This window comes from Streptomyces sp. NPDC060028 (assembly GCF_042736725.1).
In the GTDB taxonomy this organism is placed as follows: domain Bacteria; phylum Actinomycetota; class Actinomycetes; order Streptomycetales; family Streptomycetaceae; genus Streptomyces.
Genome location: NZ_JBHWVJ010000057.1, coordinates 39422 through 48113 on the forward strand (window position 1 = coordinate 39422; position 8692 = coordinate 48113).

General features: G+C 74.8%; 8 protein-coding genes. 3 read left to right on the top strand and 5 right to left on the bottom strand.

Going from position 1 to position 8692, the window contains the following annotated elements:
• Positions 1-15: 15 nt before the first annotated feature.
• From ACFWBF_RS25440 to ACFWBF_RS25455, 4 genes are read right to left on the bottom strand one after another with little or no spacing between them, the layout of a single operon-like run.
• Positions 16-1347, bottom strand: coding sequence for an AAA domain-containing protein (locus ACFWBF_RS25440; RefSeq protein WP_385605912.1), 1332 nt, complete (start codon positions 1345-1347; stop codon positions 16-18).
• Entirely contained in the window at positions 1344-2936 is a 1593-nt protein-coding gene (locus tag ACFWBF_RS25445; protein ID WP_385605913.1) for a hypothetical protein, read from the bottom strand. The genes ACFWBF_RS25440 and ACFWBF_RS25445 overlap by 4 nt, the downstream gene beginning before the upstream one ends.
• Entirely contained in the window at positions 2924-4105 is a 1182-nt protein-coding gene (locus tag ACFWBF_RS25450) for a hypothetical protein (protein ID WP_385605915.1), read from the bottom strand. The genes ACFWBF_RS25445 and ACFWBF_RS25450 overlap by 13 nt, the downstream gene beginning before the upstream one ends.
• Positions 4032-4880: a phosphatase PAP2 family protein gene (locus ACFWBF_RS25455; protein ID WP_385605916.1), complete on the bottom strand. Its 849-nt coding sequence runs from the start codon at positions 4878-4880 to the stop codon at positions 4032-4034. Before ACFWBF_RS25455 ends, ACFWBF_RS25450 begins: the two co-directional genes overlap by 74 nt.
• Positions 4881-5026: 146 nt before the next feature.
• Here ACFWBF_RS25455 and ACFWBF_RS25460 point away from each other — a divergent pair, with 146 nt between their 5' ends.
• A complete protein-coding gene (locus ACFWBF_RS25460; protein WP_385605918.1) occupies positions 5027-5623 on the top strand; it encodes a histidine phosphatase family protein in 597 nt (198 codons plus the stop codon).
• Between the two features lie 38 nt (positions 5624-5661).
• On the opposite strand, the gene ACFWBF_RS25465 is transcribed toward ACFWBF_RS25460, so the two are convergent.
• On the bottom strand, positions 5662-6972 hold the full coding sequence (locus ACFWBF_RS25465; RefSeq protein ID WP_385605920.1) for a tetratricopeptide repeat protein: 1311 nt from the start codon (positions 6970-6972) through the stop codon (positions 5662-5664).
• Positions 6973-7327: 355 nt separating this feature from the next.
• On the opposite strand from ACFWBF_RS25465, the gene ACFWBF_RS25470 reads away from it, so the two are divergent.
• Entirely contained in the window at positions 7328-7717 is a 390-nt protein-coding gene (locus ACFWBF_RS25470; protein WP_385605921.1) for a hypothetical protein, read from the top strand.
• 46 nt (positions 7718-7763) lie between these two features.
• Positions 7764-8642 (top strand): spermidine synthase, encoded by an 879-nt coding sequence (locus tag ACFWBF_RS25475; RefSeq protein ID WP_385605923.1) that lies wholly within the window; start codon positions 7764-7766, stop codon positions 8640-8642.
• Positions 8643-8692 lie beyond the last annotated feature (50 nt).

Consider the following 8692-nt stretch of genomic DNA (forward strand, 5'->3'; position numbering starts at 1 on the left):
CGGGGCGGCTGCGGCTCATGGGCGCCACGGGACGCGGTGGTTGGACCAGAAGTCCCAGGTGGACATCATCGCCTCCCAGCCGTCCGGGAACTTCACCGTCACGCCCAGCTGGACCGGTTCCGTCGACGGGTGGTCGTCCAGCAGCTCCGCGATGCCCGTCCGGGCCACCACCACGCAGGCGTGCCGGTGCCGTGAGGCCAGGACGCACAGCCGGCCCGTCTCCAGGTGGAAGGCCGTCGCGTCGGGGCGGCCCGACAGCGGGTGCAGCACCACCGTGAGGTCGTACTCGCGGCCCTGGAGGCGGTTCGCGGTGTCCACCGTGACCCCGGTGACGCCCAGTTCCGCCAGCGCCGCGCGGACCGCCGAGGCCTGGTCACGGTGGGCGGTGCCGACGGCGATCCGGTCGGCCGTCAGCGGCAGCGGCCCCGGCGACCGCTCGTCGGAGGTCACCGCACCGCGGTCCAGGGCCCGGCGCACCACCAGGGCCACCGCCCGCACCGCCTCCGGGTCGGTCCGCGGCGTGTGCCGGGCCGGCAGCTCCAGCAGCCCCCAGCCCGACTCGGCGGCCTCGTCCAGCACCCGGTCCGGGCCCGAGCCGTCGCACTCGACCCCGAAGGTCAGCCGCCGGTCGCCCAGGTCCGTACCGCTGCGGAACTGCGTGTACGGGTAGAAGGCGCGGGAGACCAGCGGCGCGGCCGTCGCCGGGAGCCGCCACGACACCGGGAGCCGGTGCTGCGGCAACTGCGGATTGTGGGCCAGCAGCGTGGACACTGCCGACGCCGAAGGGTCGTAGGACAGTCCCGCCCACTGCTCCGCCCCGACCACGCTGAACGGGTCCAGCTGCCCCGGGTCGCCCACGAACAGGGCCCGCTCGAACAACCCGGCCACGGCCAGCAGCGCGTCCGAACGCATCTGGTACGCCTCGTCCACGATGGCGTGCTCCCAGGGCTCCACGTCCTTGACGTAGGCCCACTTCGCCGCCGTGGAGATGGTGATCGGAAGCTCCGCCAGATCCCCCGGCTTGGCGGAGAGCACCACCGAGGGCAGCTCGCGCAGGGCGGGGTCGTACGCGTCGCCGTCGCTGCTGTGCAGCCGGCCGACCTTCAGCTCCGGGTCGTTGTCGGCGAGCCGCAGCACCAGGTCGTCGACCTGCGCGTTCGTCTGCGCCACCACCATCAGCCGGCGTCCGGCCGCGGCCAGTTCCCGCGCGGCGCGGACCACGAGCGTGGACTTGCCGGCGCCGGGCGGGGAGTCGACGACCACGCCCCGCTCGGTGCCATGGAGCGTGTCGTGCAGGATGGCGGCGGTCGCCTGGGCGGCGGCCGCGCCCGGGTCGAAGGCGGTCACAGGACGTCCTCGTCGGTCACGGCGTCGGGCAGGGGGAGCGCCATCGCGTGCCCCGGCGGCCCCCCGTGGGTCCACGGGGTGTGCTCGGGGTCGGGCAGCTTCGGGCCGCCGCGCGCATCGTGCTCGAACAGGGTCCAGCACACCCGGTCGCCCTTCTCCGGCACCGAGCCCTCCAGCGGCTCGCGGCCCGCGCCCATCTTGTCGAGCACGCGCAGCACCAACTGGCCGTCCTCCTCGCGGCGTACGAACTCGAAGGCCTGCTGTCGTCCGTCCAGCGAGCGGAACACCTTCCCGCCGCCTCCGCCTCCGCCTCCGCCCCCGTCCGCGAGCGGGGGCCGGTCCTCGGTGGCCACCGTCACCAGCGGGCGCGGGCGGGGCCGCTTCGCCTCCGTCCACTCCATCACCACCTCGGTGACCTCGCCGGCGAAGGCCTCGCCCGCGTGGCGCCGGCCCGCCATGACGAGCGGATCGTCCAGCGCTTCCTGCGCGTCGAGGCGTACCTGCTCGGTCTCCCGCGTGGCCAGCTTCTGCGCCGCCGTCACCGCGTCGTCCCGGCGCGGCTGCGGCGGCTCGCCCGCGCGGACGCGGTCCCGGTGGCCGGTGAAGGACCAGCGGTCGCGGGTCCAGCGCTCCTCGGTCCGTTCGCCCGGCGGGAGGGTGCGCAGCAGGTCGACCGCCTCCCACGTCTGCCGCCAGGTGTCCCGCATCTGGTCCACGACCAGGCTCCGCACGGCCCGCTCGGCCAGGCGCGCGGCCTCGCCCCCGCGGGGCCCGCCCGCCGTCCGAGCCGCGTCGAAGCGCGCGATGGCCGGGGCCAGCAGCTTGTTGTCGAAGGCCGGGTCGGTGGCCGGACCGGCCGGCGGGTGGAGCAACTGGCCCTTCCCGTCCCGTGCGAGCTCCACCCGCAGCGCCCACTCGGCGCCGGAGGTTCCTTCGGGCGGCGCGATCCACCCCAGCAGCGCGCCGAGGTGCTGGTCCTCCAGGTTGCTCTGGCCGCTGGCCCAGTGCCGCCCGAGCAGCTCCGTGGCGGACAGCAGCATGGAGGATCCGGGCACCCGCGAACGCTCGGCGAGGTGGGTGAACCAGCGCCCCAGCAGCGGGACCTGAGTGGGCGCCGGATACGGATTGTCCGGGTCCTCCTCGGCCGTCCGCCGGAACCGCATCGACCGGCCCAGCAGGCGTACGTACTCGATGCCCGCCCGGCTCGGCACGATGATCTGCGGCGCGTCCACGCACAGCTCGGCCTCGACCTTGACCTTCTTGCCGCTCTCCGGGTCGGTCTCGGTCCGCTGGGCCGGCTCCACGACGTCCGCGTACGAGTCCAGGTACGGCACCACCTGCGCGGCCAGGTCGGCCAGGAACTCCCAGCGCAGGTCCCGGTCGCGCGGCTGCGGTATCACGAGGATCCGCGGATCGTCCCGGTCGGTGCCCAGCATCGCCCCGAGCGGAGCCCCCGCCTCGCCGGCCGTGGTCAGCGGTACGAGGACCATCGGGCGCTCGCTCAGGTGGCGGTGGCGTACGGTCGCGAGCGGCTGGGCGCGGCCCGCGCGGACCGCCTCCAGCCGGGCCAGGGTGCTCAGCAGGGACATTCGGGGGTCTCCGGGGCGTGGTGCGGGTCACGGGCGGCGGCCGTTTCCAGGGCCTCGGCGCGCAGCCGGGCGGCCCGGTGCAGTGCGACGGCGGTCGGGTCCTCGGCGGAGCCGCAGCCTGTAGCCGCCGCGAGGGCCGCCTCGACGGTGGTCAGCCCGCCCAGCTCGCCCCGTACGGACCGGCCCAGCGCGGCCGGCTCCCCGGCGGCGCGGGACCGCTCCCGGCAGTGGAAGGCCAGCTCGCAGGCGGCCAGGCACTCGGGGGCGTAGGCGGCGGCGACGGCCGACACGGCCTCGGTCAGCTCCTCGGCGGGCCGCGCCGGATCGAAGCTGAGGCCCTCGGGCAGGTCAGCGGCCAGCTCCTCGACCAGGGCGAGGCGCTCCAGCTGGCGGCGGGTCACCGAGCGCTCCCGGCGGACGTCCACGGGCGCCGCGGCCGGCACGTTGGAGAAGTCCTTGGGGCACACCAGCAGCGCCGTGTGCCCGACCTCGGCGCCGGTCAGCTTCCCGGCGGTCGTCTCCAGGGCCAGGACGTACACGGCGGCCTGGCGCGCTGCGGCGCCCACCTTCGCGGCGTCGGCGGCCCCGTCGATCATCGGGAACGACTTGATCTCCACGACGGTCCAGCGGCCGCCGGGGTGCACGACGACGGCGTCCGGCTCCAGGTACGCGGGCGTGCCCGCCACCTCCAGCGCCAGCATCGGGTGGTCGAGCAGGGTCCAGCCGCCGGCCGCGGTGGCCTCGCGCAGCGCGAGCGCGGTGCGGGCGGCCCGGCCCTCGGGCCCGGCGGCGGTCAGGTCGGGGACGTGGGCGTCCGGCCCGGGCGGCTCGGCTCCGGCGCCGAGGTGCTCGTGCACCAGGCGCAGCAGTGCGGCTCCGCCGTCGCCCTTGACCTTGGCCTCGAAGGAGTTGCCGCGCACGATGGCGAACTGCGACTGCCCGAAGGCGGCCGGTGAGCCGAGGGCCGCGGCCAGGGCGGTCTTGTCCACGCCCGCTCCGTCGAGCAGGGCGCGTCTGCCGCAGCCGGGGTTGGCGGCGAGCGCCGCCAGCGCGCGGGCGTCGAGCGGCCGCGGGGGCACGGCGGGGCCGCGCAGCTCAGCGAGCCGCTGCCGAAGCGTCGTCGTCTGCGGCGTTCTGTGCTGCGGGCCGCTGGGCGGGTAGGAGCTCACCCGCGGAAGTGTCCCATCCGCCACTGACAATCGTGGACTTACCGCGGAAACCGCCTGCTCGCGCTGCCAGCGCCCGGGCCGCGAGGTGGCCGACGCCCATCACGGCGACCCCGGCGGCCGCGTCGAGGAAGTAGTGGTTGGCCGTGCCCATGACCACGAGGGCGGTGGTGGTGGGGTAGACGACGCCGAGCGCCCGGGCCAGCGGGTGGCGGCCGTACCGCCAGAGCATGACCCCGCACCACAGGGCCCAGCCGACGTGCAGGCTCGGCATGGCGGCGAACTGGTTGGTGAAGGAGCCGAGCCCGCGCGGGGCGCTGGCCTCGCCGCCCCACCAGCCGTAGTCGCTGAACCGGGCCATCGTGTCGACGAACCCGTACGAGGTGTCGAGCAGCCGGGGCGGGCAGGTGGGCAGCAGCGTGAAGCCGACGAGCCCGAGGAGGGTGGAGAGCATCAGCCAGGTGCGGGCCGGGCGGTAGTGCCGGGGGTGGCGGCGGTAGAGCCACACGAGCACGGCCGGGGTGACCAGGTAGTGCAGCGAGGCGTAGATGAAGTCGGCGGGTATGCCCAGCGAGCCGTGGTGGGTGAAGAGCCGGTTGAGGGGTCGTTCGAAGTCGATCCGCAGGAGTTCCTCGGCGCGCAGGATCGCCAGGCCGTGCTCGACCGCGAGCCCCGCGTCGCCCCGGGCGAGGAGTCTGCCGCCCGTGTACGCGCCGTAGACGAGTCCCAGGAGCAGCAGTTCGGCCCACCATCGCGGGGGCTGACGCCGATTAGTCATACAGCGTAAGACGTGCGTAAGGCGGGGGAGGTTGCCCTGCGTTCATGTGATGGATGATGGATGGACGACGTAATCGCTCCAAAGGCGATCAAAGTCGTGCAGCCTGCGCACACTCATGCAAACCCCATGGACCGGGAGAAACTCATATGGCCCCCCGCATCCTCCTGGCCCGCCACGGCCAGACGGCGTGGTCCCAGCTCGGCAAGCACACCGGACGCACGGACGTGCCCCTGCTGGAGGAGGGCAAGCGGGGCGCGAAGCTGCTCGGCGAGCGCCTGGCCCGCGATCCGTGGCAGGGCCTGCGCGGCCTGGAGGTCCGCACCAGCCCGCTCGTGCGCGCGAGCGAGAGCTGCGACCTGGCCGGCTTCGGACTGCAGGCCGAAGCCTGGGACACCCTGATGGAGTGGGACTACGGCGACTACGAGGGCATGACCCCGGCCGAGATCCAGGCGGTCCGGCCCGGCTGGCTGATCTGGCGCGACGGGGTCCCGGGCGGCGAGTCCGTCGCCGACGTCTCGGCCCGCGCGGACGAGGTGGTCACCTGGGCCCGCTCGGCGGAGCGCGACGTCCTGGTCTTCGCCCACGGCCACATCCTGCGCACCCTGGCCGCGCGCTGGCTCGGCTTCGACGCCTCCTTCGGCGCCCGCATCCGCCTGGACCCGACCTCCCTGTCGGTCCTGGGCTGGGCGTACGGGGCCCCGGCGCTGGAGCGCTGGAACGACACGGGGCACCTGGACGGCTAGTGCTGCGACCGGAAAGGTTCACCGGGGCGCGGCGCCCGTCAGGCGGAGGCGTGGCGGGTGAGGAACGCGCCCACGCGCGGGGAGCGCTGGTGGGGGACCAGGGTGCGGGCGGTCGATGCCAGCATGGACCGGATCCGCGTGGACTGGACCTCGGCGAGCAGGTCCAGCACCCGGCCGCCCGCCCAGGCCGCCTCGTCGGGGGCGCCCGCGTGCGCCAGGTTGTCGGCGAGCTCGGCGGTGTAGAGGGCCACGTTCCGGGCGAAGTGCGGGTCCTGGAGGTCCGCGGCCCGGCGGGCGTGCCGGGCCGCGCGGGCATGCTCCCCGAGCGCCGCCCAGCACCGGGACTCCAGGGACTCCAGCTCGGCCTCCCCGAAGAAGGACATCCACTCCGGGTCCGCGCCCGCCTCGCCCCGGGAGAAGTCGGTGTGCGCCCGGGCCAGCGCCTCCTCGCAGGCCTTGCGGTCGGCGAGCCCCGCCCAGCCGCCGGCCTCGCGCAGCGCCAGCAGGGCCAGCAGCCGCGGGGAACCCAGCGAGCGCGCGGCGCGGCGGCCCGCCTGGGCCGCCCGTACCGACTCGCGCGGCCGGCCGCAGTCCCGGGCCAGGAAGGCCATGTTGCTGAACGCGTGCGCCTCCAGCGCGGCGTCGCCGGATACCCGGGCCGTGGCCAGGGCCTCCGCGTAGTGCGAGCGCGCGTCCTCGAAGCGGCCGGAGTCGTGCGCGAGCCAGCCCACCGAGATGGCCAGTTCGCCCGCACTCGCGTGCAACCGGTCTTCGGTGGACTGCCGGGTGGCCCCCGCGTCGAGCAACGCGTAGGCGGTGCGCAGGGGTTCCGCGGCCCGCCGGTACAGGGCGTCGGCCCCGTGCCGGTCGTCCAGCAGCCGGATCTGTCGTACGGCGTCCTCGACCGCGGTGGCCTCGGACTCGCCGGCGCGGGAGGGGGCGCGGCGGGTGTCGCCGAGGGTGAGGCCGAGCGTCGCGGCCGCCACGGTCGCGGAGCCGCCCGCCATGAACGCGCGGCGCAGCACGTCGCTCTCCTTGCTGTCCTTGAGGCGTGCACCGCAGGAGAGGGCCTCGCGCTGCGCCGAGCGGCCGCGGACGCTCTCGCGCGGTGAGAAGCCGAGGTCGGCCAGGGCGCGGCCGGGGAACATGTGCAGGAAGACCCGCTCGTAGGCGTAGTTGGGGCAGCGGATCTCGCCGGACTCGACCCGGCCGATGTAGCGGGCGTCGCAGGAAACCGTTTCGCCGATTTCCTTGGCCGCCCGGCGGACCATGGCCGCGAACTCGGCCGGGGAGTGCTGTCCGCGCAAACGCCGGAAGGAGGTGTTGGGTGAGTGGGGGGACGCCGCCATGGACGTGGCCTCTCTGGTACATCTCTGGCAAGGAACGCACTGCCGGTGACTGTGACCTGCCGGACCCGGGGTGACTCCGGTTGCTCTGAACCGACTCTGCCGATGCTGTGTGACGGTGCGATGTCACTGAGGTCCGGCGCGCATGAACGTACCGCCAGTGACGGGGGGTTCACGCACTGTTTGGCTACAAATCGGATATCTCACCCGCGATCCGCCATGAACTGCCATCCTTTGCAGCGTCTTGCCACCGCACCCGTTGACGTTCCCGAGCGTTGAACCCATGCGGAGTGGGAGGCGACTGCCCACTCCCGGCTCGTACGCGTCTCGAGGAGGGGTTCCCTTGGTGGAGGGCGGCATGGAGAGCATCGGAACGAACACCGCGCCCGACGGGGAGCCGGACCTGGTGACCGTGCCCACCCGCCAGGGTCTGGAGGCCGTGGACATCATCCGCCGCGCCGCCAGCCAGGCCGGCGGGGTCGGCCCGGTCCTGCACGACGGATCGGGCGACACCCTCGGCTTCCTCGTCCCGCCCGGCACCGCCGATGCCTGGGACCTGCCCGGCAGCGCGTGTACGCAGACCAACGGGCGCGGGATGCGCTTCGGCGACAGCTGCTCGCCCACCGCCGGCGCCACCGGCTGGCTGCTCCCCCCGGAGGCCGTCGGGCCGGTCACCGACCCGGAGGTGCTGCGCGCGGCGCTCGGCGAGGCGGCCCGGCTGATCGAGGCCGCGGACAACTGCTGCTGACCGCCGCCGCTGCCCTGCGGCCCCGCTGACCAGTCACAATGGGAGGGTGGCAGGCAAGGGCAAAGGCAAGCAGCGGCGCGTCGGACGCGGCACCCCCGAGGCGGTCGTGGGGCAGGTGGACGGCGGCCGGGCCGAGCTGGCGCCCGACCGGGAGCGCGCGGGCGCCTGGACTCTGCTGATCGACGGGGCCCCGCAGTCCCACGTGGACCTGGACGACCCCGGCCACCTGGACTTCGCGTACCAGCGGCGGATCGGCCACCTGATCGACCTCGTCGCGCCCGCCCGGCAGCCCCTGAACGTGGTGCACCTGGGCGGCGGCGCCTTCACCCTCGCCCGCTACACCGCCGCCGGCCGGCCCCGCTCGACGCAGCAGATCGTGGAGATCGACGCCGGGCTCGTGGCCTTCGTACGGGAACACCTGCCGCTGGACCCGCAGGCGCGGGTCCGCGTCCGGGCGGTCGACGCGCGGGCCGGCCTCGCCAAGATCCCCGACGGCTGGGCCGACCTGGTGATCGCGGACGTGTTCAGCGGCGCCCGCACCCCGGCCCACCTGACCAGCACCGAGTTCCTGGACGACGTACGCCGGGCCCTCGCGCCCGCCGGCTGGTACGTGGCCAACCTCGCCGACGGTCCGCCGCTCGCCCACCTCCGGGGCCAGATCGCGACGGCCGCGACCCGCTTCGAGCACCTGGCGCTCGCCGCCGACCCGGTGGTCTGGCGGGGGAAACGGTTCGGCAATGCCGTCCTGGTGGCCGCCGACCGGGAGCTGCCCCTCGCGGAGTTCACCCGCCGCGTGGCGAGCGACCCCCACCCCGGCCGGGTGGAGCACGGCCGGGCCCTCACCGACTTCGCCGGGGGCGCCACCCCGGTCTCGGACGCCTCCGCACAGCCTTCACCGGAGCCCCCGCCGTCGGTCTTCCGCTAGTGTCCTGCGCCGGAGATTCGTCGGCAGAAACGGGCGAGGGAGTCGAGGAT

Bases quoted from the DNA above. Each gene is read 5' to 3' on its own strand.
- ACFWBF_RS25445 (WP_385605913.1), bottom strand. From the start codon at position 2,936: ATGTCCCTGCTGAGCACCCTGGCCCGGCTGGAGGCGGTCCGCGCGGGC.
- ACFWBF_RS25455 (WP_385605916.1), bottom strand. From the start codon at position 4,880: ATGACTAATCGGCGTCAGCCCCCGCGATGGTGGGCCGAACTGCTGCTC.
- ACFWBF_RS25460 (WP_385605918.1), top strand. From the start codon at position 5,027: ATGGCCCCCCGCATCCTCCTGGCCCGCCACGGCCAGACGGCGTGGTCC.
- ACFWBF_RS25465 (WP_385605920.1), bottom strand. From the start codon at position 6,972: ATGGCGGCGTCCCCCCACTCACCCAACACCTCCTTCCGGCGTTTGCGC.
- ACFWBF_RS25470 (WP_385605921.1), top strand. From the start codon at position 7,328: ATGGAGAGCATCGGAACGAACACCGCGCCCGACGGGGAGCCGGACCTG.